The 25,549-nt window shown below is 62.1% G+C and carries 27 protein-coding genes and 1 tRNA gene; 12 read left to right on the plus strand and 16 right to left on the minus strand.

Going from position 1 to position 25,549, the window contains the following annotated elements:
- Nucleotides 1-43: 43 nt before the first annotated feature.
- From CO670_RS15720 to CO670_RS15735, 4 genes are all read right to left on the minus strand, one after another.
- The gene (locus CO670_RS15720) at nucleotides 44-895 is read right to left on the minus strand and encodes a DUF1365 domain-containing protein (RefSeq protein WP_097591086.1); all 852 of its coding nucleotides are present in this window, start codon (nucleotides 893-895) and stop codon (nucleotides 44-46) included.
- Nucleotides 892-2,229 carry an FAD-dependent oxidoreductase gene (locus CO670_RS15725; protein WP_097591087.1) on the minus strand — a complete coding sequence of 446 codons (1,338 nt, stop codon included), beginning with the start codon at nucleotides 2,227-2,229 and terminating at the stop codon, nucleotides 892-894. Before CO670_RS15725 ends, CO670_RS15720 begins: the two co-directional genes overlap by 4 nt.
- Nucleotides 2,226-3,677, minus strand: coding sequence for a deoxyribodipyrimidine photo-lyase (locus CO670_RS15730; protein WP_097591088.1), 1,452 nt, complete (start codon nucleotides 3,675-3,677; stop codon nucleotides 2,226-2,228). The genes CO670_RS15725 and CO670_RS15730 overlap by 4 nt, the downstream gene beginning before the upstream one ends.
- Nucleotides 3,678-3,828: 151 nt before the next feature.
- Nucleotides 3,829-4,155 (minus strand): hypothetical protein, encoded by a 327-nt coding sequence (locus CO670_RS15735; RefSeq protein ID WP_088687167.1) that lies wholly within the window; start codon nucleotides 4,153-4,155, stop codon nucleotides 3,829-3,831.
- Between the two features lie 199 nt (nucleotides 4,156-4,354).
- Here CO670_RS15735 and CO670_RS15740 point away from each other — a divergent pair, with 199 nt between their 5' ends.
- A complete protein-coding gene (locus tag CO670_RS15740) occupies nucleotides 4,355-4,669 on the plus strand; it encodes a hypothetical protein (RefSeq protein WP_097591089.1) in 315 nt (104 codons plus the stop codon).
- Nucleotides 4,670-4,716: 47 nt separating this feature from the next.
- Here CO670_RS15740 and CO670_RS15745 read toward each other — a convergent pair whose 3' ends face one another.
- The gene (locus tag CO670_RS15745) at nucleotides 4,717-5,202 is read right to left on the minus strand and encodes an Lrp/AsnC family transcriptional regulator (protein WP_097591090.1); all 486 of its coding nucleotides are present in this window, start codon (nucleotides 5,200-5,202) and stop codon (nucleotides 4,717-4,719) included.
- A gap of 137 nt (nucleotides 5,203-5,339) precedes the next feature.
- On the opposite strand from CO670_RS15745, the gene CO670_RS15750 reads away from it, so the two are divergent.
- On the plus strand, nucleotides 5,340-5,753 hold the full coding sequence (locus CO670_RS15750) for a DUF2000 domain-containing protein (RefSeq protein WP_097591091.1): 414 nt from the start codon (nucleotides 5,340-5,342) through the stop codon (nucleotides 5,751-5,753).
- Between the two features lie 130 nt (nucleotides 5,754-5,883).
- Entirely contained in the window at nucleotides 5,884-6,561 is a 678-nt protein-coding gene (locus tag CO670_RS15755) for an HAD family hydrolase (protein ID WP_097591092.1), read from the plus strand.
- A gap of 13 nt (nucleotides 6,562-6,574) precedes the next feature.
- On the opposite strand, the gene CO670_RS15760 is transcribed toward CO670_RS15755, so the two are convergent.
- The 6 genes from CO670_RS15760 to CO670_RS15785 form a co-directional block, all read right to left on the minus strand.
- Nucleotides 6,575-9,232 carry a nitrate reductase gene (locus CO670_RS15760; RefSeq protein WP_097591093.1) on the minus strand — a complete coding sequence of 886 codons (2,658 nt, stop codon included), beginning with the start codon at nucleotides 9,230-9,232 and terminating at the stop codon, nucleotides 6,575-6,577.
- The gene (nirD, locus tag CO670_RS15765) at nucleotides 9,233-9,568 is read right to left on the minus strand and encodes a nitrite reductase small subunit NirD (RefSeq protein ID WP_097591094.1); all 336 of its coding nucleotides are present in this window, start codon (nucleotides 9,566-9,568) and stop codon (nucleotides 9,233-9,235) included.
- A 4-nt stretch (nucleotides 9,569-9,572) separates the two neighbouring features.
- Complete coding sequence (gene nirB, locus CO670_RS15770) at nucleotides 9,573-12,023, minus strand: nitrite reductase large subunit NirB (RefSeq protein WP_097591095.1); 2,451 nt, start codon at nucleotides 12,021-12,023, stop codon at nucleotides 9,573-9,575.
- Nucleotides 12,024-12,042: 19 nt separating this feature from the next.
- Nucleotides 12,043-13,284, minus strand: a complete 1,242-nt coding sequence (locus CO670_RS15775) for a nitrate/nitrite transporter (RefSeq protein WP_097591096.1) — start codon at nucleotides 13,282-13,284, stop codon at nucleotides 12,043-12,045.
- 432 nt (nucleotides 13,285-13,716) lie between these two features.
- Entirely contained in the window at nucleotides 13,717-15,000 is a 1,284-nt protein-coding gene (locus CO670_RS15780; RefSeq protein ID WP_176538949.1) for a CmpA/NrtA family ABC transporter substrate-binding protein, read from the minus strand.
- Between the two features lie 34 nt (nucleotides 15,001-15,034).
- Nucleotides 15,035-15,622: an ANTAR domain-containing response regulator gene (locus CO670_RS15785; protein ID WP_088675264.1), complete on the minus strand. Its 588-nt coding sequence runs from the start codon at nucleotides 15,620-15,622 to the stop codon at nucleotides 15,035-15,037.
- 401 nt (nucleotides 15,623-16,023) lie between these two features.
- Here CO670_RS15785 and CO670_RS15790 point away from each other — a divergent pair, with 401 nt between their 5' ends.
- The 3 genes from CO670_RS15790 to CO670_RS15800 all read left to right on the plus strand — a co-directional run bounded on the left by CO670_RS15790 (nucleotide 16,024) and on the right by CO670_RS15800 (nucleotide 18,845).
- Nucleotides 16,024-16,683 (plus strand): peroxiredoxin, encoded by a 660-nt coding sequence (locus CO670_RS15790; protein WP_088675265.1) that lies wholly within the window; start codon nucleotides 16,024-16,026, stop codon nucleotides 16,681-16,683.
- Nucleotides 16,684-16,844: 161 nt separating this feature from the next.
- On the plus strand, nucleotides 16,845-17,801 hold the full coding sequence (locus CO670_RS15795; protein ID WP_097591098.1) for a lytic transglycosylase domain-containing protein: 957 nt from the start codon (nucleotides 16,845-16,847) through the stop codon (nucleotides 17,799-17,801).
- Nucleotides 17,802-17,888: 87 nt separating this feature from the next.
- Nucleotides 17,889-18,845: an NAD(P)-dependent oxidoreductase gene (locus CO670_RS15800; RefSeq protein WP_176538950.1), complete on the plus strand. Its 957-nt coding sequence runs from the start codon at nucleotides 17,889-17,891 to the stop codon at nucleotides 18,843-18,845.
- On the opposite strand, the gene CO670_RS15805 is transcribed toward CO670_RS15800, so the two are convergent.
- Nucleotides 18,842-20,107, minus strand: coding sequence for a glycerate kinase (locus CO670_RS15805; protein WP_097591099.1), 1,266 nt, complete (start codon nucleotides 20,105-20,107; stop codon nucleotides 18,842-18,844). The two genes, CO670_RS15800 and CO670_RS15805, sit on opposite strands and share 4 nt — an antisense overlap.
- Before the next feature lie 190 nt (nucleotides 20,108-20,297).
- Here CO670_RS15805 and CO670_RS15810 point away from each other — a divergent pair, with 190 nt between their 5' ends.
- Complete coding sequence (locus CO670_RS15810; protein WP_097591100.1) at nucleotides 20,298-20,594, plus strand: DUF6074 family protein; 297 nt, start codon at nucleotides 20,298-20,300, stop codon at nucleotides 20,592-20,594.
- 83 nt (nucleotides 20,595-20,677) lie between these two features.
- On the opposite strand, the gene CO670_RS15815 is transcribed toward CO670_RS15810, so the two are convergent.
- The 3 genes from CO670_RS15815 to CO670_RS15825 form a co-directional block, all read right to left on the minus strand.
- Nucleotides 20,678-21,622, minus strand: a complete 945-nt coding sequence (locus tag CO670_RS15815; protein WP_097591101.1) for a hypothetical protein — start codon at nucleotides 21,620-21,622, stop codon at nucleotides 20,678-20,680.
- A 201-nt stretch (nucleotides 21,623-21,823) separates the two neighbouring features.
- A complete protein-coding gene (locus CO670_RS15820) occupies nucleotides 21,824-22,093 on the minus strand; it encodes a hypothetical protein (RefSeq protein ID WP_097591102.1) in 270 nt (89 codons plus the stop codon).
- A 7-nt stretch (nucleotides 22,094-22,100) separates the two neighbouring features.
- Nucleotides 22,101-22,295 carry a hypothetical protein gene (locus CO670_RS15825; RefSeq protein ID WP_097591121.1) on the minus strand — a complete coding sequence of 65 codons (195 nt, stop codon included), beginning with the start codon at nucleotides 22,293-22,295 and terminating at the stop codon, nucleotides 22,101-22,103.
- Between the two features lie 939 nt (nucleotides 22,296-23,234).
- On the opposite strand from CO670_RS15825, the gene CO670_RS15835 reads away from it, so the two are divergent.
- The 3 genes from CO670_RS15835 to CO670_RS15845 all read left to right on the plus strand — a co-directional run bounded on the left by CO670_RS15835 (nucleotide 23,235) and on the right by CO670_RS15845 (nucleotide 24,408).
- Complete coding sequence (locus tag CO670_RS15835; protein WP_088687180.1) at nucleotides 23,235-23,414, plus strand: hypothetical protein; 180 nt, start codon at nucleotides 23,235-23,237, stop codon at nucleotides 23,412-23,414.
- Between the two features lie 231 nt (nucleotides 23,415-23,645).
- Nucleotides 23,646-23,849 (plus strand): CsbD family protein, encoded by a 204-nt coding sequence (locus CO670_RS15840; protein ID WP_097591103.1) that lies wholly within the window; start codon nucleotides 23,646-23,648, stop codon nucleotides 23,847-23,849.
- Between the two features lie 247 nt (nucleotides 23,850-24,096).
- A complete protein-coding gene (locus CO670_RS15845; protein WP_097591104.1) occupies nucleotides 24,097-24,408 on the plus strand; it encodes a hypothetical protein in 312 nt (103 codons plus the stop codon).
- Nucleotides 24,409-24,627: 219 nt separating this feature from the next.
- Here CO670_RS15845 and CO670_RS15850 read toward each other — a convergent pair.
- Nucleotides 24,628-24,702: transfer RNA gene (locus tag CO670_RS15850), tRNA-Asn, on the minus strand.
- 117 nt (nucleotides 24,703-24,819) lie between these two features.
- On the opposite strand from CO670_RS15850, the gene CO670_RS15855 reads away from it, so the two are divergent.
- On the plus strand, nucleotides 24,820-25,137 hold the full coding sequence (locus CO670_RS15855) for a hypothetical protein (RefSeq protein WP_097591105.1): 318 nt from the start codon (nucleotides 24,820-24,822) through the stop codon (nucleotides 25,135-25,137).
- Nucleotides 25,138-25,228: 91 nt separating this feature from the next.
- Complete coding sequence (locus tag CO670_RS15860; protein WP_097591106.1) at nucleotides 25,229-25,540, plus strand: hypothetical protein; 312 nt, start codon at nucleotides 25,229-25,231, stop codon at nucleotides 25,538-25,540.
- Nucleotides 25,541-25,549: the final 9 nt, after the last annotated feature.

A 25,549-nucleotide genomic window follows, 5' to 3' on the forward strand; every position in this document is an offset into this window, starting at 1 on the left:
GATGTTCTCGGGCGGCCTCCGGCCATTGTAGAGAAAGCTAATGTCATTCCGCCGCCTCCGCAAGCGGCCGGCGAGGGTGGACGCTGACGGCAGGCGGAGGCGCGGGGCGCCTGATATAGCGCATGCCTTTCAACCACAGTTTCAGCGCCTCCCAGTGGATACCCGCCACGATCTTGAAAGTGAGGAAGGGGATGCGCGCCGTCAGCGCCAGAAGCGAGGCATTGGTCAAGGGAAGCTGCCGTCCGGAAAATGTCGCCGAGAGGAGCGGGCCTTCGCTGTCGGTTTCGAGGATGCGCCAGCGGATTTCCGCGCCGGGCGGCAGCATGCGGAAATGGTAGCGTGCAGCCATGCCGATGAAAGGCGAGACGTGAAAGAGCTTGTCGCAGCTCTGGCGAAGTCCACCTTCCCAAATCTCGTCATGGCCAACCGGACAGACGTAGCTGTGCCTCTCGCCAAAGGTGTTGCGCACCTCGTAAATCATCGCGACGAGCCTGCCATCGGCAGCATAGGCGTGGTAGACGGAGAGCGGGTTGAAGACATAACCGATGATGCGGGGGTAGCAGACGAGCAATATCCTTGCCGCCCGATCGAGGCCTGCCGCGGCCAGCAGCCGGTCGGCATAGGCGCGCAGCGTTACGCTCTCGTCATCGGCATGGTCTTTCTCATGAAACGAGACGAGATTGCGCCGGTTGACGGAAAACAAGGCCGACAGACGGCCGGCCTCGTCCAGCCGGTCGAGATCGACAAGCAGAGAGAACACCCGGTAGCGGAAGCGATGGCCGAAGGGCTTCATCCGTTGATGTACGATGTCGCCGGCATAGAGCGCCGCCGCGGCATCCGGCGGTGGGCCGTTGCCGGTGACGCTGACGCCTTGCCTTTTGCCTCGTCCGCTCATGCCGCCACCTCCGGCTGAGGTTCGCGGGTGAGCGGCCGTGCGGCCCGCCAAGGGATGATTGCGCCTAGGGCCTCGGCTGCCGCAAGGCCGGACACGAGCCCGTCCTCATGGAATCCATATCCCGTCCAGGCGCCGGCGAAGTAGCAGTTATTCTGCCCCTGAATGGCGGCGAGCGTCCGTTGCGCCGCCATGGCTTCGGCCGAGAATTGCGGGTGCTCATAGGTGAATTCCGCAAACACCTTGCCGGCATCCGGCTCGCGGTTCGGATTGAGCGTCACGAACAGCGGAAACTTGTGGTCGATGCCTTGCAGCCGGTTCATCCAGTAGGTCACGGCGACGCCTGCCTTTCCATCCTCACGGCTGGAGCGCAGATAGTTCCAGGAGGCCCAGACCCTGCGTCGCCGCGGCATCAGCGCCTCATCGCGGTGAAGGACGACGCGGTTCGGCTGGTAGGGGATCGCGGCAAGCAGCTTCCTTTCCTGATCTGTGGCGTCGGTGAGCAGTCGTGCCGTCTGATCGCTGTGGCAAGCGAAGATCACCTTGTCGAACAGATGTTCCTGGCCGCTTTCGTCGACGAGCTTGACGCCGTCTTCTGAGCGTATCGCCCCGCGCATGCCGCAGGAAAGCTTCACCCGCTCGCCAAGCGGCTGGAGCAGCCGGTCGAGATAGGTTCGGCTGCCGCCTGTCACCGTGCGCCACTGTTGCTGCCGGCGATAGATCAGGCGGTGATTGTCGAAGAAATTGACGAAGTGCTCGGCTGGAAACTGCAGCATGCGGGCCGACGGCGTCGACCAGATCGCCGCAGCCATCGGCACGAGATAATTATTGGTGAAGCCGGGCGAGAAACCGCGCCAGTCGAGATAGTCGCCGAGCGAGCGTGAGGCGAGATGGCCGGCGGCCCGATCTTCGAGGCACATGCGGTTGAAGCGCAGGATCTCGCGGATCATCCATAGGAAAGACGGCCGCAGCAGATTGCGCTTCTGCGCGAAGATGGAGAACAGCCCGCCGCCGCTCCATTCCAGTTTGCCCCGGTCGAGCGAGAGCGAAAAGCTCATGTCGCTCGCATGCGTGGCGATGCCGAGTTCGGCAAAGAGCGCCGTCAGATTGGGATAGTTCGCCTCGTTATAGACGATGAAGCCGGTATCGACGGCAATCCGGGATCCGTCATAATCCACGTCGACCGTCGCCGTGTGCCCGCCCGCCCGCGCCTGGCTCTCGTAGAGCGTCACGTCGTGCATGGGATTGAGCGCCCAGGCGGCAGAGGCTCCCGAGATGCCGGAGCCGATCACCGCGATCTTCAGCCGGTGCGGAGCGGGACGAAAATGCGCGTTCATGCGGCGTCCCTCGTCGCTTTATAGGCCGCGAGCGCCCGGTTGCGGGCATGGGCGTGATCGACGATCGGTTTTGGATAGGTTTTGCCCAGGATGACGCCGGCCGCGTCGAGCACGCTCTTCGGCGCCTCGCATGGCCGATGAATGTGTTTTGCGCCGAGCCCCCGAAGCTCCGGCACATAAGACCTGACATAATCGCCGTCGGGATCGAATTTCTCGCCCTGCAGCACCGGGTTGAAGATGCGGAAGAACGGCGAGGCGTCCGCTCCCGACCCGGCCACCCATTGCCAGCTCGCCGCATTGTTGGCCGGATCGGCATCGACCAGCGTATCCCGGAACCAGGCTTCGCCCCGGCGCCAGTCGATCATCAGGTCCTTGATCAGGAAGGAGGCGACGATCATGCGGACGCGATTGTGCATCCAGCCGTGGCGCCAGAGCTGGCGCATGCCGGCATCGACGATGGGATAGCCGGTCATGCCGCGTCGCCAGGCTTCGAAATCCGCGTCATCGTTGCGCCATTCGAAGCCGTCGAAGCGATCGTTCCAATTGGCGGAAGCAAGGCGCGGGAAATGGAAGAGCAGGTGATAGGAGAATTCGCGCCAGGCAATCTCCTTGCGGAAATGCACGATGTCGGCCGTTGGCACTCGTTTCGACAGGCCGCGCGTCGCATCCCAAATGCGGGCAGGGGAGATCTCGCCGAGCGCCAGATGCGGCGACAGCATGGATGTCGCCTGCTTGGCGGGAAAGTCGCGGTTTTCCTTGTAACCGTCGAGCGCCTCCTCGATGAAGGCGGTAAGCCTCTCCTGCGCACCCTGTTCGCCCGGCGTCCAGAGATCGGCAAAATCCCTTGCCCAGTTCGGCTTCCCCGGGAGCAGCTTCCAGTGCTCCAGACTTTCCGATGCCGGAAGCCCTGTTGCCAGCCGCAGTTTGGACGGCGCGTTCAGCGGCGGCTCCGGTTCGCCGGCGCTCTCCAGCGCGCGCCAGAACGGCGTATAGACGCGATAGGGCGTATCGCTGCCGGTCCTCAGCCTGGACGGTTCATGGAGAAGCTGGCCGCCGAAGCTTCTCGCCTCGATCGCCTGCTTTTCCAGCTTGTCCTTGACCTGGATGTCGCTGGCCACTCCGGGCGGATCATAGCGCCGGTTCCAGAAGACGGCTTCCGCGCCGGTATCCTTGACAATGGCGCGCAACACCTCGAGCGGCTGGCCGCTTACCAGCAGCAACCGTCCGTGCCGCTTGCGCAGCGATTTATCGAGCGCCTCGATCGAATGGTGCAGCCACCATGCCTGCGCTGCCCCGAGCGGTGCGGCGCCTGTCGCCTCCGGCTCCCTTATATAAAGCGGAATGATCGGCCGCCCGGAGATGTGGGCGGCGTTGAGAGCCTGGTTGTCGTCGAGACGCAAGTCTTTGCGAAACCACAGAATAACCGGTTTGGGCGTGTTCTTTGCCAATGAAGCCGTTCCCCGTGTTTGTGCGACATCGTACGGATGTACGGGACGCCCGGATCAAAAGTTTCATCGGAAAGGGATGATTTTCATCTCCGTCGAGACAAAAAAAGGCCGGCGTGAACCGGCCTTTTCAAGCAAGCGGGAGTTGGCCTGCTCAGTTGTCGTATTCGCGGCAGGCTTCGCTGATCGATGCGCCGCTTTGGCCGCCACGGGTGTCGACGCCGGACATCTGCTGAGGCATGCCGGGGCATTCCATCGCTTGCGGTCGGCCGATGCTCTGTGTCGTGGTCGGGTCGACCGGAGCGACCTGCACGGGATGCATGCCATTGTCGCTGTTGGTGTAATCCGACGAATAATTACCCGAACTCGGATCGGTCGAGCCGCCATTGGTCGGCCCGATGGGATCAGGGTTCGATTGGGCAAAGGCCGACGATGCCATGCCGATCGCAAGCAGCGAAGCGGCAATAAGGGATTTGGTCATGAGGATATCCTCCTTTGATTTTCATCTTGGATGACCTTTGGGTAACCGCACTTTGGAATCATTGTTCCGAAATTTCTGAAAAACCTGCACGCGGACCTTGCATGGTTACGCATAAACCTTAACGGCCGAAGCCGCTGGATCACCGCCGCTGCCTGCCTTAGTGGGATGATGAACGCCAATTCCGCAGCATGAGGCCGCAATGTTCGTTTCCCTGCGCGAGGCCGCAGATCTCTGTCTCCAGATCGCCCTTGCCATCGCCTTTACCGCAAGCGGCATGGCGATCGCCTCCTGCACCCTGGACGACGAAAAGGCCGGCATATCCGCGCTCGACGTCAGCCGCCCCTCGCTCTGGACCGCCGTCCCCACACGTGTCGATACGGCCGCCCAGGCCTATTTGCGTGCCGACGCTCCCGCCGAACTAAAACTTGCCGATGGCGGCGATGAACTCTGTCACGACCGGATCGGCCTGCGTCTCTCCTGCGACTTGATCGCCACCGGCAGCACAGCCTTCTAGGGAGCGTCGACGCTTGGGATTCCCAAGAGTCCACACTCTCGAGGCCCTCAGCGCGAAGGCCTGGCGGCCGGAGCCTGCACGGGCAGGATGGTCGATGCCTTGATGTCCTTCAATACGAACATCGTATGCATTTCCTTGATGCCGGGCAGGCGGCGGATCACCGTCATCGCGAATTTGGCATAGCTATCGAGATCGGCCGCAACCACCTGCAGCAGGAAATCGGCCTCGCCGGCAACGGAGTAGCAGGCGATGACCGCCTCCAATTCGCCGACCTCCCGCTCGAACCGCTCGGCCTCGTCATGCGAATGCGTGTCGATCTGCACGCGCACGAAGGCGAGGACGCCGAGGCCGACGGCACGGCGGTCGATGACGGCCTGATAGCCGCGGATGACGCCAGCCTCTTCCAGCCGTTTCACTCTGCGCCAGCAGGGCGAGGTCGACATTCCCACACGCTCGGCAAGCTCCTGGTTGGTCAGCCGCCCCTCGCTCTGCAGCGCCTTCAATATGCGGATATCTCCCGGCTCGAAATCCATAATCGGTAGGTCCTTTCGAATTCTTTCGGTTGCGGGGGAGATCCTACCAAATTCGGGAGCGAGACAACAGGAATAGGCAGGATATTTCCTCCACGTGGGATAGATTGGCGACGCCGAACAAAGATGGAGAATGAGGGATGGAAGACTGGCGTGTCGTGGTGATTGTCGAGCCGGCGCTGCCTGCCGGCGAACTCGCCAATACGGTTGCGGTGCTGTCGATCGGCCTTGGTGCAGCGGCGCCCGCGCTCGCCGGCGCGCGGCTGGCCGACCAGGCAGGGCGGATATTCCATATCTGCGCCAATAAGCCGGTCCCGGTGCTGCAGGCGGCGGCTGCGGATCTCAAATCGCTGCTGCTGAAGGCTTTGCCGGCGCCGGAAGGTGCGCTGGTCGTGCCGTTTCCGCGTTTTGCGCGCGCCTTGCACGTCTATGCCGATTACGAGGCTTCGATGCCGGCACGCGACCTCTCCTCGGAAGTGATCGACGGCGTTGCGCTTGCCGGCCCGACGAAATGGATCCGCTCGCTGACGGGCTCGCTGAAGCTGCTTCGTTGATGCATGTCGCCGGGCGGAGACATGGCGTGTAATTGGTCTCGCCACGCGAAAACTTGCAAAAGCCACGGATTTGCCGTTTGATCGAGCGATAGCGACACCCATCCGATGCTCTTCCCAAAAGGATCCGCCTTTGTCCCTGCCGATGCCCCGCGGCTTCGAGAAGCCTTATGCCGCCTTCCTGTTCGATATGGACGGCACCATCCTCAACTCGATCCATGCGGCTGAACGCGCGTGGAGCGACTGGGCACGGCGTCATGGCCTGGATGTCGCTGAATTCCTGCCGAAGATGCACGGGTCGCGCGGCATCGATACGATTACTCGGCTGAACCTGCCCGGCGTCGATCCCGAACATGAAGCAACATTGGTGACCGAGGCTGAGATCGCCGATGTCAGCGATGTCGTTCCCATTCCAGGTGCCGCGGCATTCCTGAGTTCGCTGCCGCCGGACCGCTGGGCGATCGTCACCTCCTCACCCCTGCGCCTGGCGCACCGGCGGCTGGAGGCGGCAGGTCTGCCGCGGCCGAAATTCATGGTGACGGCGGAGGACGTCAAGGTCGGAAAACCCGATCCGCAATGTTATATTCTCGGCGCCGAACGTCTCGGCGTCAGCCCGCGGGATTGCCTGGTGTTCGAGGATGTCGCAGCCGGCATCCTCGCCGGCGAGGCGGCCGGCGCCGACGTCATGGTCGTCACGGCAACCCATCACCAGAAGATGGAGACGCCGCATTCGACCTTCGCATCCTATGACGAGATCTCGATCCGCATCTCAGGCGACCGTGGAATGCTGATCGTCCCAAACGCGGCCTGAGCCGAGCGTCGCATCACTCCGCAGCTGCGGCAAGACAGCGGTCGATGATCCTGCCGATTTCGCTGCGGCAGGAGCCGCAATTGGTTCCGGCGCTCGTTTCCTTGCCGACTGCCTCGACGCTGTGGCATCCGCCGCGCACGGCAGCTGCGATCTGATTGACCCCGACGCTGAAGCACGAGCAGACGGTCGCACCCGGATCCGGCCTGCCGGCTCCGGGGCGGCCTGCGACGAGCGCAAAGCGTTTCCTCAAATCGCTATGCGAGGCGGTGAGCTGCGAGATCGCCCAATTGCGCGCCACGGCGACCGGTTCGCGGGCCAGGAAAAGCGCGGCAAGCAGGGTCTCGCCGTCGAAGAAAGCAAGCCTGAGGTCGCCCGATTGCCGGTCGGCATAACCGAGCGGTTCGATGTCATCAGGAATGGCGAAAACCGCGCGGCACCAGGCCACCCAGTCGTCGACGGGTTCACCGAACGCAAGTTCCAGCCTCCAGCCGCCGACAGCCTTCGCCACGGCCCAATAGCCTGCATCCGGCGTGGCGGGTTTTACGGCCGAGACGGCGAAACCGTAATGGCTGGCGCGGAAGGGGCGAACGGCGACGGCGACGTTCTTTGACGCCGGCTGACCGGAAAAGGGGTCGGTGATCGGCGCGACAAGCGCGTCGATCCGTGCTTTTGCCGCGAACTGGTCGTTCCAGTGCATCGGCGCGAAGATGCCGCCGCGCGCCTGCCGATCGGTCACCAGGGCGCGGACGATGGCCTTGCCATGGGGGCTCTCGATCTCCACCAGACCGGCGCTCGATATGCCGGTCTCCATCGCATCGCGCGGATGGATTTCTGCGAAAGGCTCGGCGATATGGGCCGAAAGCCGCGCGCTCTTTCCCGTCCGCGTCATCGTATGCCACTGGTCGCGAATGCGCCCCGTGTTCATCGTGAAGGGGAAATCGGCATTGGTGCGATCCGTTGCGGGCGGTTTGACCGCGACGAAACGCGCCTTGCGGTCGGCATGGTAGAAGCCGCCTTCGGCGAAGAAACGGGTGACGCCGGGTTCTGCCCCTGCCGCCTGCGGCCACTGGAAAGGTGACAGCGCATCATAGGCGCCGCCGGCAATATCGGCGCGGGCGCCGATATCGAAATCGCGGCTGCCGTCATTTTCGAAGGCGGAAAGGGCGGCATGTTCCGCGAAGATCTCGACCGGCGCATCGAAGCCGAAGGCGGCGTCAAAGCCCATGCGACGGGCGACTTCCGCAAGCTGCCACCAGTCGGCCTTCGCCTCGCCCGGTGTGTCGAGGAAAGGCCGCTGCCTTGAAATGCGCCGTTCGGAATTGGTGACGGTGCCGTTTTTCTCGCCCCAGCCGAGTGAAGGCAGAAGCACATGCGCGTGCCGGCTCGTATCCGTCTCTTTCAGTATGTCGGAGACGACGACGAAGGGACAGGCGGCGATCGCGCTTTCGACGCTGTCGGCATCCGGCATCGAGACAACGGGATTGGTGGCCATGATCCAGAGCGCCTTGATGCGGCCGTCGGCCACTGCACGGAACATGTCGACCGCCTTCAGGCCGGGATTGGCGGCGATAACCGGCGATTTCCAGAAACGCTGCACGCGGTCCCGATCATCGGGATTCTCGATCGCCATATGGGCGGCAAGCATGTTGGCGAGACCGCCGACCTCACGCCCGCCCATGGCATTCGGCTGGCCGGTCAGCGAGAACGGCCCCATGCCGGGACGGCCGATGCGGCCGGTCGCCAGATGACAGTTGAGGATGGCATTGACCTTGTCGGTGCCGGAGGAGGATTGGTTGACGCCCTGGCTGTAGCAGGTCACGACCTTTTGCGTCGTTTCGAACAGCCGGAAGAACTCCCTGATCTGCATGGCCGGCAGGCCGGTCCGTTCCAGGAGATCGTTGATATCGATTGCTGCGGCCGCGGCAAAAGCTTCGGCGAAGCCTTCGGTATGGGCGGCGATATAGTTCTGGTCGATCTCAGGGCTTGTCGCGAGATGGGCAAGCAGCCCCATGAACAGCGCGACGTCGCCGTCCGGGCGGATCGCCAGATGCAGGTCGGCTATGTCGCAGGTCATCGTCCGGCGCGGATCGATGACGACGATCCGCATGCTCGGCCGCGCCGCTTTTGCCGCGGCAAGCCGCTGGTAGATGACGGGATGGCACCAGGCGAGGTTGGAGCCGGTCAGCACCACGAGATCGGCGAGTTCGATATCCTCATAGGTCCCGGGCACCGTATCGGCGCCGAAGGCGCGACGATGCCCCGCGACGGACGAGGACATGCAGAGCCTCGAATTGGTGTCGATATTGGCCGAGCCGATGAAGCCCTTCATCAGCTTGTTGGCGACGTAATAGTCTTCGGTCAGCAACTGGCCGGAAACGTAGAAGGCAACCGAATCCGGCCCGTGTTCGGCGATCGTTTCGGAGAACCGATTTGCAACGAGGTCAAGCGCCTCGTCCCAACCGCTCCGCTCACCCGCGATCTCGGGATAGAGAAGCCGGCCGTCGAGATCGATGGTTTCGGCCAGTGCCGAGCCCTTCGAGCAGAGCCGGCCGAAATTCGACGGATGCTCGGGATCGCCTTTGACGCTAACCGCGCCGGCCTCGTCGATCGTGGCAATCACGCCGCAGCCGACGCCGCAATAGGGACAGGTGGTCTTGACCTCGGCCGTCATCTATTCCGCCGCCATCATCAGGCTTTCGAGTGCGATGAAGAGGGCGCCGTCCTCATTGCGGACCGGTATGGTCCGCACCGCGCCCTCGTCGGCGCCGAGCGCCTTGCCGGTTTCCAGCGAGATCACCCAGTTGTGCAGCGGGCAGGTGACCGCCTTGGCATGCACGATGCCCTGGGAGAGCGGACCGCCCTTGTGCGGGCAGTGATCCTCGATGGCGAAGACTTCGTTCTCGGCCGTGCGGAAGACGGCGATCTTGCCCTGCGGCGTCTTCACGCAGCGCGCGCCGCGCAGCGGGATATCGGAGATGTCACCGATTGCAACCCAATTCATGTCCATCTCCTTACTCGGCAGCCTGCGGATAGCCGATCGTCGCCATCGGCTTGAATTCATGCTTGTCCTTGCCGGAGACGCGCTCCGACCAGGGATCGACCTGGGCGAATTTCTGGCTGAAGACGAAGCGCTCGTAATAGGCCTTGCGCTTTTCGGCATCGTCCATGATCTGGCGGCGGATTTCATCCAGGCCGACGCGCTTGGCCCACTTGTAGATGCGCTCGAGATAGCGGGCCTGCTCGCGATACATCTGCGTCAGCGCCACGATATGCTCCAGCGCCTCGTCCTCGGTCTTCACGAGGCCGAGCACCTCCGTGCCCTTGATGTCGAGACCGGCGGCACCGGCGAAATGGATCTCGAAACCGGAATCGACGCAGATCACGCCGATATCCTTGCAGGTCGCCTCGGCGCAGTTTCGCGGACAGCCGGAGACCGCCATCTTGAGCTTCGCCGGCGTCCAGGAGCCCCACATGAATTTCTCGATGCGGATGCCGAGACCGGTGGAATCCTGGGTGCCGAAGCGGCACCAGTCGGAACCGACGCAGGTCTTCACCGTGCGCAGGCCCTTGGCATAGGCCTGGCCCGAGATGAAGCCGGCCTTGCCGAGATCGGCCCAGACGGCAGGCAGGTCTTCCTTCTCGATGCCGAGCAGGTCGATGCGCTGGCCGCCCGTCACCTTGACCATCGGGATCTCGAACTTGTCGACGACATCGGCGATGGCGCGCAGTTCCTGCGAGCTCGTGACCCCGCCCCACATGCGCGGAACGACGGAATAGGTGCCGTCCTTCTGGATGTTGGCGTGGACGCGCTCATTGATGAAGCGCGACTGATAGTCGTCAGCATATTCGTCCGGCCAATCGCAGACGAGATAGTAGTTGAGGGCCGGCCGGCATTTGGCGCAGCCGCAGGAGGTCTTCCATTCCAGCTCCTGCATGACGGCCGGAATGGTCTTCAGGCCCTTGGCCTTGATCAGGCGGCGGACGTCGTCATGACCAAGCTCGGTGCAGGTGCACATCGGCTGGACGGCAGCCGGGTTGTAGCTGTCGCCGAGCGTCAGCGTCATCAGCTGTTCGACGAGGCCGGTGCAGGAACCGCAGGAGGCGGATGCCTTGGTATGGGCGCGCACGTCGTCGAGCGACGTCAATCCCTTGCTGGTGATGGTCGACGTGATCTTGCCCTTGCAGACGCCGTTGCAGCCACAGATCTCCGCGTCATCCGGCAAGGCTGCAACGGCCGCCATAGGGTCCAGCGGCGACCCTCCCTGATAGGCTTGTCCGAAGATGAGCGTCTCGCGCATCTCGGAAATATCGGTCGCTTTCTTCTTCAGGTCGTTGAACCAGGCGCCATCGGCGGTCTCGCCGTAAAGCACGGTGCCGATGATCTTGTTGTCCTTCAGCACCAGGCGCTTATAGACGCCGGCCGAAGCATCGCGCAGCACGATTTCCTCACGGTCGTCGCCATCGGCGAAATCACCGAGCGAATAAAGCTCGATGCCGGTGACCTTCAGCTTGGTCGGCGTGTCCGCATGCACGAAAGCGGGCGAACGGTCGTCCGAGAGATGGGCGGCGGCGATGCGGGCCATTTCGTAAAGCGGCGCGACGAGGCCATAAACCATGCCGCCGACTTCGGCGCATTCGCCGAGCGCAAAAATATCGCCGTCCGAGGTCTGCATGCCTGAATCGACGACGATGCCGCGATTGACGGCAAGGCCGGCATCACGGGCAAGACCGATATTCGGGCGGATGCCGACTGCCATGACGACGAGGGTTGCCGGGATGATGCGGCCGTCGTCGAGTTCGATGCCCTCGACCTTGCCGTTGCCGACGATCGCCTTGGTATTGGCCTTGCAGATGACCTTGATGCCGCGCTCTTCGACTGCTTTCTGCAGCAGATAGCCGGCTGCCGGATCGAGCTGGCGCTCCATCAGGGTCGGCATGACGTGCAGCACGGTGACGTCCATGCCGCGCTGGGCAAGGCCGGCCGCCGCTTCGAGGCCGAGCAGGCCGCCGCCGATGACGACGGCCTTTTCGCGCGACTGGGCGGCAAGCAGCATGGCCTGCACGTCGTCGAGATCGCGATAGGTGATGACGCCGGGCAGATCCTTGCCCGGGACGGGGATGATGAAGGGCACGGAACCGGTGGCGATCACCAGCTTGTCGTAGCTTTCGGTGACGCCATGGTCGGAGGTGACGGTCTTGGCGTCACGGTCGATGTTGACGATCTTGTGGCCCTTGTAGAGCGTGATGCCGTGTTTGATATACCAGCCGTCACCATGAATGATGATCTGCTCGTAGTCCTTTTCTCCCGAAAGGACCGGCGACAGCATGATGCGGTCGTAATTGACGCGCGGCTCGGCATTGAAGATCGTGACTTCGTAGCGTCCGGGCGACTGCTCCAAGAGGTGCTCCAGCATGCGCCCAGGCGCCATGCCATTGCCGATGATGACGAGTTTTTCGGTCATACTTCCAGGTCCTTAGAAATTAGGTTGCAGCCACGGGCGCCGAGTGCGCCCGACGCGACATTTGCTTGACGGACAGGTGCATCCAGACGAGCGAGATTGCGACGATCGCAAAGAGCAGCAGGAAACAGCTGGACCAGAGGCCGGTCATGTCCTTGAGCAGGCCGAAGGCGATCGGAAGGATGAAGCCGCCGAGACCGCCCATCATCCCGACGATGCCGCCGACGGCGCCGACGCTTTCGGGATAGTAGGCCGGGATGTGCTTGTAGACGGCGGCCTTGCCGAGGCTCATGAAGAAGCCAAGCACGAAGATGACGGCGATGAAGAGGACGGGCGTAATTGTCGTCGCCGGCAACGACAGGATGAGGGTGGCCACGGCCGATACGGCAAACATCGCATACATGACGCTGCGCGCACCCTTCTTGTCCGACAGCACGCCGCCGAAGGCGCGGAAGACGCTGCCGGGGATCGAGTAGGCGGCGGCGATCATGCCGGCGGTTTCCAGGTTGAAGCCGTAGACGCCGACGAGATAGCGGGGCAGCCACAAGGACAGGGCGACGAAGCCGCCGAAGGCGAAGAAATAGTAGAGCGAGAAGCGCCAGACCTGAACGTTCTGCAGCGGTGCGAATTCCTGGGCGAAGCTTTTGGAGCCGACGCCGCGTTCGCGACGAAGACGGAAAGCCGGATCATCCGTGGTGCTGAACCAGAAGACGATTGCCATCAGCACCAGACCGGCGGCCCAGATCTGCGCCACAGCCTGCCACCCCCATGCGATCAGCACGAAGGGTGCCGCGAATTTGGTCACGGCCGCACCGACATTGCCGGCGCCGAAAATGCCGAGCGCCGTTCCCTGCTTTTCCGCCGAGAAGAAAGGCGAGACATAGGCGACGCCGACTGCAAAGGAGCCGCCGGCAAGGCCGACGCCGAGGCCGGCGATCAGCATCTGCGGGTAGGTTTGGGCGTAGGAAAGCAGGAAGGTCGCCACCGCGGCGGCGAGCATCGTCAGCGTATAGACGAGACGGCCGCCGTAACGCTCTGTCCAGATGCCAAGGACGATGCGAACCAGCGAACCGGTGAGAACCGGCGTGCCGACCAGCAATCCGAATTCGGCTTCGTTCAAGCCGAGGTCCTGCTTGATGCGGATGCCGATGATCGCGAAGATCGTCCAGACGGCAAAACAGAGGGTGAAAGCCAAAGTGGAGATCCACAATGCTTTGGCTGGTTCGCCGGCGGACATGGGCTGCGCTTTCTCGATGACAGACATGACTTCTCCGTGGCCCGACAAGGTCGTGCCGATCCATCGCTATGGGTTAAAACAAAAAGCCGCTGGTCAGGACGCGCTTGCACGAGGCGCGCGAAATATCCTGATCAGCGGCTTTGCTGGTGGCGCCCGCCGTTGGACACCGAATCATGGCCTTCCGGCCTATCTGCGACCTGGTTCTTCACGTCGAGGAACCAAGCTCTGTATCTCTCTATGGGCGCCTATCGCGGGCCCTTCCTGCGTCGATCGCCGTTGATCGGTGCATTTATAACGAAGCAAACCCCGTGCCAGTTTTCTGGATATGTTTCATCGTCTTGAAAATAAAAGATTTTCTCTGACTCTGGTATCTGCATGTTTTTGAGGCTGTCTATAGCCGTGCAAATCTTTTGTGCGTTGCGATGGGGCTTGCTGGCGTTTTGTGCAGACCGGCACGGTTCAGATCTCCTCGCAGCCGGAAGCGAAGGGCAGGGCGCTCCTGACGGCAAAACCTGCGACGTAATCGGGCAGCCTTGTCGGATCGAAGACGTGGCCGTCCATGAAACGGTCGCCCTCATCGTTGCCCTCGATGCGAATGTCGGCGTCATCGGGCGCATGGCTGTCGCCGAGGGCCGCGCGATAGAGATCCGGGCGATAGGCCGATGCGGCGGCCCGCGCCTTGTTGAGGCTCGCCTCGGCCTGGCCCCAGCGGATCATCTGGCTGTAGATCCACAGTGCTTGGCTTGGCCGGGGATAGTTGGCGAAACCGGAATGGAACTGGAAATAATCGGCGATGACGCGCCGGTCGCCGCTGGCGTCGAGGCTGAATTCGCCGGCGAGCACGCGGCGGATGATATCGACGGGAGCGGCGATATAGCGGGGATCGGCGAGGGCGGCCGCCAGCGCGTCATGATTTTCCCGCTGGTCGCACCAGCGTGCTGCGGCATCGAGCGCGACGATCAGCCGGGAAACGGTTTCCGGACGGCTTTCGGCCCAGTCCGGCCGCATGCCGATGACTTTTTCCGGGGCTGACGGCCAGATGTCCTGCTTGGCGGCGACGATGCGGCCGATGCCGCGCTCCGAGGCGATCATGTTCCACGGCGCGCCGACGCAGAAGCCCTCGATTGCGCCGGCCGCCAATGCGTCAGAAGTCAGCGGCGGCGGTACGACGACGAGCTTGACGTCCTTGTCGGGATCGATGCCGCCGGCGGCCAGCCAGTAGCGAAATTCGTAATTGTGCGAAGAGAAGGGATAGGTGACGCCGAAGGTCGGCGGCGGCTCGCCACGCGCCTTCATCTCCGCCAGCACCTTCGCAAGCGCATGGGCACTGTCGAGCGCGCTCGCCGTTTCCGGCAATCCGGCACCGCCCCGCATCCTCTCGAAGAGCCGCATCGACAGCGTGATCGCATTGCCGCCGCGCCCGAGGGAAAAGGGCGTGATCGTCGGCGACGGATTGGAGCCGAGGCCGAGCATGGAGGCGACGGGCATCGGCGAGAGCATATGGGCGATGTCGAACTGGCGAAACGCCAGACGGTCACGAACATTCGCCCAGGAAACGTCCTTGACGAGATCGAGTGTCAGGCCTTCCTTCCGCGCGAAGCCGAATTCCGCCGCCGCGATCAGCACCGATGCGTCGACGAGCGGAATGAAACCCGCCCGCAGCACCTTTGCTCCCTCGTTGTTGACATGCGCGGGCGAGGGCAGCCCGCCGCTGGAACTGGCGGTCTTCGTCATCATATCCACTCCGGTTTCCTCCGGAAATTTAGGCAGCCGGCCATCACATCAAAAGTCCCGCAGCGGTGACAACGCTCTGGGCGATTTCCGACATCTTTTTCTTTTCGTTCATCGCCGTCTGGCGCAGCAGGGCGAAAGCTTCTTCCTCGGACAGGCCGCGCATCTTCATCAATATGCCTTTGGCACGCTCGATCAGCTTGCGTTCTTCCAGCGCCGAGCGTGCGTCGGCCAGCTCCCGCTGCAGCCGGCTGAAGGCGTTGAAGCGGCTGACGGCCATGTCGAGGATCGGTTTGACGCGTTCCTTCTTCAGCCCGTCGACGATATAGGCCGAGACGCCTGCATCGACGGCAGCCTCGATCGAAGCCGTATCGGAGCGGTCGACGAACATGGCGATCGGGCGGGAGACCGTGCGTGTCAGCTGGAACAGATGCTCCATCATGTCACGGTTGGGATTTTCGATGTCGATGATGATCACATCGGGCGTGAGCGTCTCGATGATTCGGGCGATGCCGTTGACCTCGTGCACCACGGTGACGCGCGCGTGCCCTGCCTCGCGCAGCCCTTCCTCGATGATGGAGGCGCGGATGGCATTTTCGTCGATCACCAGAATAGTCAGATCGCGGTGCGTCATGCCCTATTTATGACGCGCTGCAGCAATTTTGGCAAGTTGTCCGCCCGAAAACTGTGCAAAAATAAATGCGCACAAAATTTAATCAATATGCCTTGCTTTCGAGCGCCTTGCCTGTTGGGTGCGCCTGCTCGTTTTGGCAGAGCCGACTAAAAACCCGGTCTTTTCATCGCGCCGGACGGCCGGGAAAAATAATGCCGGAGCGGGCTGTAAATCGAAAGAGCATGCCTTCGGTTCTCGTGCTATATATTTTAAAGAAATGCAGCGAAAACCTTGGGATGGGAAAGTTTTCTGCTCGCAGCCGATGCTATCACGACGATCGCAATTCCAAGACTTCTGCGGCAGGCCGTTCCATGACCGCCATTTGAGAGAACGAAACCCAACAACGGCTTGGAGGGCCGACCATGAGCTTACGTATCAACGACATCGCTCCCGACTTTACCGCCGATACGACGCAGGGACCGATCAGCTTCCATGAATGGATCGGCAACGGCTGGGCCGTCCTGTTCTCGCACCCGAAAAATTTTACGCCCGTCTGCACGACGGAGCTCGGCGCCATGGCCGGGCTTGCGGGAGAATTTTCCAAGCGCGGCGCCAAGATCATCGGCATCTCCGTCGATCCTGTCGAAAGCCATGCCAAGTGGAAGGGTGATATCAAGACCGCGACCGGCTTCGACGTCGAATATCCTTTGATCGGCGACAAGGACCTCAAGGTCGCCAAGCTTTACGACATGCTGCCGGCCGGCGCCGGCGACAGCTCGGAAGGCCGCACGCCTGCCGACAATGCGACGGTGCGCTCGGTTTTCATCATCGGCCCTGACAAGAAGATCAAGCTGATCCTCACCTATCCGATGACGACGGGCCGCAATTTCAACGAGATCCTTCGCGCCATCGATTCCATACAGCTGACGGCCAAGCACCAGGTGGCGACGCCGGCGAACTGGAACCAGGGCGAGGACGTCATTATCACCGCGGCGGTTTCCAACGAAGACGCCATCACCCGGTTCGGCTCTTTCGATACGGTTCTGCCCTATCTCAGAAAGACCAAGCAGCCGACGGCCTGATCGCCGGTTCAAGCCTTCAAGCCGCCGAGGCCCTGGCCCGGCGGCTTTTTCGTGCCAATGCAGGGATTCGCGCGCAGATTTCGAAATAGGGAAGCCTCGCGTCTTGATCGATGCTATCTAGGATCAGCGTCGCGATGGAAGTTCGAACCTGCTGAGATCCGATGATAGGGCGAAAGCGTCAGTCCGGCTTTGGGAGGAGATCGGCGAAGGCCATGCTTTCGCTTTGCCTTCTGTTTTCCGCCGTCGATGCGGGAAAGGCGCAGCCGGAAGGCAGCGATGCGCCGCCGGCGTGCCTTTATTCCGGGCCTTCGGCCGCGGAATCGGGCGAACCGCTGTGCATCCGCAAGGAGAGTTTCAACCGCGATCTTTGCGTTGCGATCGAGCATTTCGCTAAGGCCAATCAATTGCCGCCGGATTATTTCGCCCGTCTCATCTGGCGGGAGAGCACCTTTCGCCCCGATGCTGTCAGTATCAAGGGCGCGCAGGGGATTGCACAATTCATGCCGGGAACGGCGAAGCTTCGTGGGCTCGAAGACAGCTACGAGGTGCTGGAAGCCTTGCGGAAATCGGCGCAGTATCTCGATGAATTGCGCAATCGGTTCGGCAATCTCGGCCTTGCTGCCGCCGCCTACAATGCCGGCGAAACCGGCCTTGCCTCCTACCTCAGATCAGGCAGATTGCCTTTCGAAACGCGCAGCTACGTCATGGCGATCACCGCGCATACGGTCGACGAGTGGAAGGATAACCCGCCGGAGGAAGCGGCAGCTCCGCTCGACAAGGACAAATCGTTCCTCGACAGCTGCGCGGCGCTTGCCGAAAGGCGGACATTGAAGGACGCGCCCTGGCGTCCGGAAGGCGACTGGGCTCCCTGGGGCGTCCAGCTTGCGGCGCATGCGGATGTCGCGGTGGCCCGGCGCCTTTTCCTCGATGCCGTAGAGGATCTGCCCGCGCCATTGAATGCGGAACAGCCGCTGATCCTGCGCCAGCGCGATCGCAGCTTCGGCTTCCGCCCGCGTTATGCAGCCCGTATCGCCCGACAGACGCGCATGGAGGCCAACGACATCTGCAATCAGATCCGCAGGCATGGCGGCACATGCCTCGTTTTCAGGAATCGATAGCGGCGCGCTGCCGATGGCGAAATGTCTCCTTGCAGGATCGCGGAGCCACGCCACATATTCGACGCGGATCACGCCAAGGGAGGAACGATGATGCGGGTTTTGGTAATCGGAGCGACGGGACATGTCGGAACCTATCTCGTTCCCCGTCTGGTAGAGGCAGGTCACGACGTCATCACCATCAGCCGCGGCGCGGCAAAGCCTTATACGGAAAACCGCGCCTGGGCTTCCGTCGATCAGCGGCAGATGGATCGGGCGGGAATGGAGCGGACTGGCGAGTTCGGTCCGGCCGTGCGCGCACTGAAAGCCGATATCGTCATCGACATGATCTGCTTCACGCTGGAAAGCGCAAAACAGCTGGTGACGGCGCTGTCGGGCCATGTCGGGCATTTTCTGCATACCGGCACGATCTGGACGCATGGCTACCCCGTGGCCGTGCCGACACGGGAGGAGACGCCGAAGTCTCCCTTCGGTGACTATGGCGTGCAGAAGGCGGCAATCGAAGCCTATCTGCTTCAGCAGGCAAGACTCGAGCGATTTTCGGCAACCATCATTCATCCCGGCCATATTGTCGGCGTCGGATGGGCGCCGCTCAATCCGGCCGGCAATTTCAACCTGCAGGTCTTTTCGACGCTTGCCCGTGGCGAGGCCCTGGCTCTGCCCAATTTCGGCCTGGAGACCGTTCATCACGTCCATGCCGATGACGTGGCTGCCATGTTCATGGATGCGATCGCCAATTGGAATGCGTCGACCGGCGAAAGTTTCCATGCCGTTTCGGAGCAGGCCTTGACGCTTCGCGGCTATGCGGAAGCCATGTCGCGCTGGTTCGGCCATGAGCCGAAGCTCACCTTCGCGCCGTTCGACAGCTGGGCCGAAGGCGAGACGGCCGAGGACGCGGAGGCGACATGGGAGCATATCGCCCGCAGCCCGAATTGCTCGATCGCCAAAGCCCGGCGCCTTCTTGGGTTTGCCCCGAGATACACATCCCTGCAGGCCGTGCAGGAATCGGTCGGTTGGCTACTCGGGCAAGGAAAGGTCATCAGCTAACGGATGAGGATTGCCCTGAAATCATTGACGTTGGTGCCGGTCGGCCCGGTCTCGAAGAGATCGCCTATGGCCTTGAAGCCGGAATAGCTGTCATTGCCGTCGAGCAGGCGGCGGGGATCGAGGCTGGCGGCGCGCAGGCGCCTTATCGTGCCGCCATCGGCAAAGGCGCCGGCATTGTCCTCCGATCCGTCGATTCCGTCCGTATCCGCCGCGAGAAGATGAATGCCCTCGTGCCCGTCGATCACCAATGCCGCGGCTAGCGCAAATTCGCCGTTGCGCCCGCCCTTGCCGCCCTTGGCCCTCAGCGTCACTGTCGTCTCGCCGCCGGAAAGCATGACGACCGGCTTGGAAAACGGCCGGTCGCGGCCGAGCACTTCGCGGGCGATCGCGGCATGCACCTGCGCCACGTCGCGCGATTCTCCCTCGATCGCATCCGAGAGGATGACCGGGGTAACGCCCTGCGCCTTCGCCATGGCCGCTGCCGCTTCCAGCGACACGCCCGCCGAGGCGATGATGTGATGCTCGTGCCGCAAAAAGACCGGATCGTCCGGCCGCGGCGCATCGGCCTTAGGTGAGTTCAGATGGTCGAGCGCCGCCTGCGGCAGCTGCAATCCATATTGCCGGACGATCTCCAGCGCCCGATGCCTGGTCGAGCCATCCGGCACCGTCGGCCCGGAGGCGACATGGGCAGGATTGTCGCCGGGAATATCCGAAACGATCAGGCTGACGACCCTTGCCTTGGTCGCCGCCGCAAGTCTCCCGCCCTTGATGGTGGAAAGATGCTTGCGCACGACATTCATCGCGGAAATCGGTGCGCCGGAGGCAAGCAGCATTTCGTTGAGGGCGATCTCGTCTTCGAGGGCGAGTCCTTCCGGCGGGGAAGGCAGCAGCGCCGAACCGCCGCCGCAGATCAGCGCGATCACCAGATCGTCTCCGGAAAGGCCGCGTACGGTCTCCATCAGCCGCCTTGCTGCAACAAGTCCTGCGGCATCCGGCACGGGATGGGCGGCCTCGATGATCTCGATGTCGCGCGTCTCGCAGCCATAGCCGTAGCGGGTGACGACCAGCCCTTCGAGCTTTCCGTCCCAGACGCTCTCCAGCGCCCGCGCCATCTGCGCGGCACCCTTGCCCGCACCGATCACCACGGTCCTTCCCTTCGGCTTGGCAGGCAGATGCGCCTTGATGCCGGTCAGCGGATCGGCGGCGCTGACGGCGGCGTCGAACAGGCTTTTCAGGAAATCGCGGGGAGCGGTTGTCGTCATCGTGGTTTCTGCTGCCTCTATTATCGATCGTGATGCGGACTGTCGGCGTATCGACATGCCCGCGTCAAGGTTAAAGGCGCCGCCGATCGATGGCATTTGCGTCGTCCGAAGAGGATAGAAGGCGAAACGAATAGAAAGCCTTAACCATACTCCCGTAGACATCGAATGGAATCAGAGGAACCTGTGTTCGATGGCTACTGACATGACCCGCCGCCCCACCTCCCATGAAGGCAGGATTATTGCTTTTCCCGCCGCGATCGGAACGGCCAATATCGAGCGCTGTGCCCGTGAACTTGGCCGGCGGCATGGCGCGGATGCGCTGGAATTCTGGAAGGCCGAATGCCGCCGGTTTGCCGATCAGCTTTTGGCGGCCGGGGTGCCGGAGAGCGAAGTCGGCCAGCGGGTAATGCAGTTTCAGGGAGATGTGCAGGCCGAACTCGTGCTCAGCCACGAGAAGCGGGCTGTCGCGAAATCTCAAAAACGATAAATCAATTGCGCAAGAGCTCGAAAGAGCCGGCTGCTTTCGCCGCATGAAGGGCGCGGGCTCCTGCTCCGCGCCCCTATTTCATTCTAGCGCCGCGAGGCAATGATCAGGTCTTCCTCTTCATCGCGCTGCGATCCGCCAAGGGCTGCGGCGGCAGAGGCGATGAAGGCGCCGATCAGAAGCGACAGCGCGCCGAGCAAGGCCGTGGTGGAGGCTGCCTTGCGGGCCTCATCGGCGGCTTTCTTCGTGGCGACCTTGGCGTCGTCGATCCGCTTCAGCACTGCGTCGACACGCGCCCGCGCGTCAGCCTCGGCAAGGCCGGTCCGCGATGAGACGATCGTGGCGAGATAGGCCTTGTCGTCATCCGGAATTTGTCCCTGGGCGGCCCCGTTCAGCAGGATACGGGATACCTCCGAGGTCGCGGCAGCATCATTGGATGTTGCCTGGGCGCGTGCCTGGTCGGGACGCAGCAATGCGTCGGTAAAATAGGCCGTGGACAAATCCAGCGGCGAATCTGCCGACGATGCTGCCGCTGTGCCGGCGACGGTGGCGGTCGAGCCGACGGCTTGTGCTGCCGAACCCACTGCTTGCGCGCCTGCGCCGGCGAGCGACGTCAGCGATGAGGTGAGAAATCCGGCGACGAAGACCGTTGCCAGCGCCCAGCTTATGAAACCATGGGCGGTGTCGCGAAAGAAGACCTCGTCGGTGTGGACGGCGGCCCACTTCGTGCGCAGCCGGCCGGTAATATAGCCGCCGAGCGCCGAAGAAAGCCATTGCACGACGACGAGCCAGATCGCCGCCGTCACGCCGAGTGTGCCGAGCGAAGCGCTTTCTCCCGACCAGGGCGACACCATGGTCAACCCGACGCCCGAACCCAGCAGCAAAAGGATGAGCGTCACTGCAATGGCCGCGGCCGCACCTGCGAAGATGGGGCCCCATGTCATGGCGGATTTGGAGGATTCGACCGGAGCGACGACCTCTCCGGAAACCGGAACGATGGCCTCTCTGGAACCTGTCATTGAAACCGACATGATCCGATCCTATCGCATGAACAGAGCCAGAAGGATGATGATCGGCAGCGGAACGCCGAGCAGCCAAAGTAGAATACCGCGACCCATGAGAGACCTCCTGTCAAAGCTGACGTTACGTGGTTGAGGCCATTTAACTTTTAACCCCGGCGTTTGTTCCCGACGGCCGCGATCGGCCCTAGAAACGACGACGCCTTCGCTCCTTCAATCGCGCGGCAACTTCTCGAGCAGGAGCAGATTGCCGGACCGATTACCGCATCCCCGACATGTGAGACGCCTGGCCAGCGTGGCGAGAGACAGCGTGTCGCCGCAGCGCCTGATAACGTCGCGCCGTTCGATCGGCGTTTGGTGACGGCAAGCCCGGCAACGGGCATGCATGACGAACCATTGCGGCAAGGTCGCCAGCGCCTGCCTTTCGGTTTCGATGGCATAGCCGGCAGGGGGCTGAAGCTCGATGCTGCGACGATGTTTCATCTTCGTTTCATCTTCGTTCGAAGGCCGGTGCCCATCCCCGCGTCATGCCGCGGCTCATCGCCCCTTCCGTTAGGGCAAGCTGAAGCCTGAGGTGACGGCAATCCAGCAGCAATGTCGTGATGGCGGCACGGACATTCCCATCATGAAAGGCGACCACCGCGTCGACTTCTCCTTTCAGCGTTTCGTCCGCCAGTTTTTCGATTGTCTCAGGGCGCACGGCCTCGATCTCCTTTCAGAGTTTTTCCAAACGCAGGTTTTCAGATTGGCGGCCGCCACGCCGATGTTCTTATTATGTTCCGTTCGGTGTCCGAGTCAAGAGAAGAGGCGTGCCGTCTGCTGTCTCTCCTGAACGGGTTGATCAAATGGTGGGAAGAATGGAGATCGCGCAGGGTTTGGGTGGTGTGTGCTGCGGAGACAGGAGGCTCCGCCCGCGCGATCTCCTTTGACATCAACGATCGGCCGAAACCGATGTTCCCGTACGCTTTCGAACTGAAACAATTTCGAAACGCCCTTGTTCACTGCCTATCGGCAAACAAGCACCGAGGAGAACGACAATGCTTCTGAGAATGATGGCAATAACCGCGATCTCGATTGGCCTAGCGACATCCGCAATGGCGCAGTCCAGCGGCGGCAGCGGCAGCGGCTCGGGATCCGGCAGCGGTAGCAGTAGCGGAGCCTCAGGCCGGGAGCGGCACCACCGGTTCCGGCAATAGCGATACCGGCGGCACCGCTCCCAACACAACCACCGGCGCCGGAGCGACCGGCGCGAACGGCTCGGGCGGTGACCCGAACGACTGCCAGCGCCAGCAGGCCGGCGGCACAGGTAACCCGGCACCGACTTCCGGCAATACGTCGACGCAGCCGGATGCCGCAAATGCCTGCCAATAGCGGCGGCCTTGCTTCGTAGACTTTACCCTGGAAGCGGCTGTTCCGCTTTTGGGGGCTTGCTCCCGGTACTGGAGAGCTATCCAGCGATTGCGAAGACTGAGAATCTTGCGCACTCGCAGCTGACGTGCGCCGAGAGAATGCATATATCTTCAGGTGCAAGCTGCTCTGGAAAGAGATGAGTTTCGGGGAGGATTTCTCCTCTTCCCAAGGGGCTCCCATCTCTCGGCCACAGCGTAAAACTGGAGAAGCATTGATGAACAGATTACGGGCATTTGCAGCAGCCGGCGCCATCACTTTTGCCGCCATCACCTCCGCCTGCTCGACGCCTCCGAATTCCTATGGCTCGGCATCGGGATACGTGCCGGGAGATTCGATGAACCCGGCCTGCGCCGATGGTTTCCGCCCCCGTGAGGGTCGCGCGTGCAGCTACTAAGGCTGATGTCGCCGCACGACGCCTTGGCTTGCCGCGAATGAACGCCACGAGGCCAGCGCGAGCACCATCGTCGCCTGTATCTGACGCGCGCTGTCCCCTTTACCGGCGAGGAAATCGCTCCCGATCGGCCAGAGCATTTCGGTACTATAAGCGAAGAACCTGCATCGTCACGCCTCGGAACACTTAGCCCTCATCGCCGTTCCTCCATTCCAACGATAGGAGGAAATACCCATGGATTGGAACCGTGTTGAAGGAAACTGGAAGCAGATGAAAGGCAAGGTCAAGGAGCAGTGGGGCAAGCTCACTGATGACGACCTCGATGTCATCGACGGCAAACGCGACCAGCTCGAAGGCAAGATCCAGGAACGCTACGGCTACGAGAAAGACCGCGCCAGGAAAGATATCGACGACTGGTACGGCCGCCAGAGCTGGTAACAGTTGACCTCAGCCTTATGAGAGCCGTCGGCATTCGGCCGGCGGCTTATCTATTGGAAGATGCGTGCTGCCGCAGCGCCACCTGATATGCCGAAACCCCATCAAGATACATGAGAAGCAGAACGGGCGGCTCTGCCAACCCTGAGGCGCGCCAGCCGGTGTCTTTCTGGAACGTCCGTAGGGGAAAGCTGTTCATGTTAGGTTAATGCCCATTAACCCAGACTCGCAGCCCTGAAAGGATGCGCCGATGAAAAAGCTTTTTCTCGCAGTCGCAGCCACAGTCTTGGCTGCCTCTTTCGCTCTGCCGCTAAACGCTGCACCGATCGTCGTGCCGAAAGCGGTAGCTGTGCACAACGACGTCGAGCAGGTCAAACACCGTCGCCACGGTAATGGACATGCTTATGGCCACTGGAAAAAACGCCGCTACGCTTACCGCGACTGCCGTTATTACGGCTCGTGCTACCGTCCGCGGTATTACGGTCATCGCGACTACTACGGCTATCGCGACGATTACCGCTATCGTCGCCGGTCAGGTGTGACGGTGTATTTCGATTTTTAGTCGGCAGTGGCCGGCCACTTGGGCCGCCGGCGCGAATGCCGGTGGTCTTTTCATGGCGCAAAGCTGTGAAGGTCGCCTTTCCGTAGGCGAACATCGTCTCCATCCACGCGGCTTCAAAGGCGGGAAATCGGCAAACGCCGGGTTTCAAAAGCGCGGAGAGAAAGTGGAGAATTAAGCGCCTGCTGTCGGATTGCTCAACGAAAACAGGCGCTTGAAAAATGGCTCCCCGGGCCGGATTCGAACCGGCGACCTGTCGATTAACAGTCGAATGCTCTACCGCTGAGCTACCAGGGATCACTGCTTGGCGCGGTGTGAGTGGGCTAATACAAATGCTTGCCCGATTTGCCAAGCGGTTTTTTCAAAAAAATGAAATGAACTTGTATTTGGGTTGCCTGTGCCCATCTGTGGTGAATGACGAATGGGAATGATTGTGGACAGGCGCGGGGCGGCGAGGAGCCCAAGGTGCAGGCAAGGCGCTTCGGTATCGACCACGCAAGCGGCAGGCTCATGCTCGGCTCTTTCAGCATCGGCATGCCGCGCTCGCGCCTGGCGCGGATGGCGATCGGCATAGCGCTGATTTTCTGTGGAGTGCTGGGCTTCCTGCCCATCCTCGGCTTCTGGATGCTGCCGCTCGGCTTCCTCGTGCTCTCGCATGATCTGCCGCTCGCCCGCCGGCTTCGGCGCCGGCTGGCGGTTTGGTGGCACCGGCGGCGGAAGCCGGCGGGCTGATGGTTGCCTCGAGGAACAGTGGATGGCTTTCCGCATTCATGGTGTATGGAGTGCGAAAGCAAGATCGCGCCAGGATGGGCCAGGTGAAGAAATGAAGGCATTTTTTGTTCTCGCCCTGTCGGCGGCGGCGATTCTCTCAGGCGCTCCCGCTGAAGCCCAGGTCGACAGCCGCGGTTTCGACGCTCGCGGCATCTGCCGCCGTCCTGAAGGCTGCGTCGTCGATCACGGTCAGGGCGGCAGCTATAACGGGCCTCGCAACTATCGCAATTTCAACGGCCGCAACGAGCGTGACGGCGGGAACGACCGCGACCGGGACAACCGCCGCTACCGCTCTCAAAACAGAAGCGACAATCTCGGCGGCGATCACGCGCCTGATCGTCCCCCGGCAATAACCGTCGGCTGATGCTGGCAT

It is taken from the genome of Rhizobium sp. J15, from assembly GCF_002531825.1.
In the GTDB taxonomy this organism is placed as follows: Bacteria; Pseudomonadota; Alphaproteobacteria; order Rhizobiales; family Rhizobiaceae; genus Rhizobium.